General features: G+C 62.4%; 1 protein-coding gene. It reads left to right on the top strand.

Annotation, left to right across the window (positions count from 1 at the left end; translation table 11 throughout):
• Positions 1-250: helicase-related protein (locus HBA93_RS22395; RefSeq protein WP_286202148.1), on the top strand; the 250-nt coding region annotated here is incomplete at both ends.

The raw sequence follows: 250 nt of genomic DNA, 5'->3' as shown, positions 1-250 counted from the left end.
ACGCAAAGTGGTGCTGGCAACCTCGATTGCGGAAACTTCAATCACTATCGACGGTGTGCGGGTGGTGATCGACAGCGGGTTGTCGCGTCAGCCGCGCTTTGAACCGGCGACCGGCCTGACACGGCTGGAAACCGTGCGTGCATCACAGGCGGCGATTACCCAGCGGGCAGGGCGTGCGGGGCGAACCAAATCCGGCATAGCGATCCGGCTCTGGCATGAGGGGCAGACATCTTCTCTGCCGCGTTTTACC

The organism is Ochrobactrum sp. SFR4 (assembly GCF_019730395.1).
Lineage (GTDB): Bacteria > Pseudomonadota > Alphaproteobacteria > Rhizobiales > Rhizobiaceae > Pseudochrobactrum.
The sequence above is the reverse complement of the archived record's forward strand: the minus strand, read 5'-3'. Positions and strand labels throughout refer to the sequence as shown.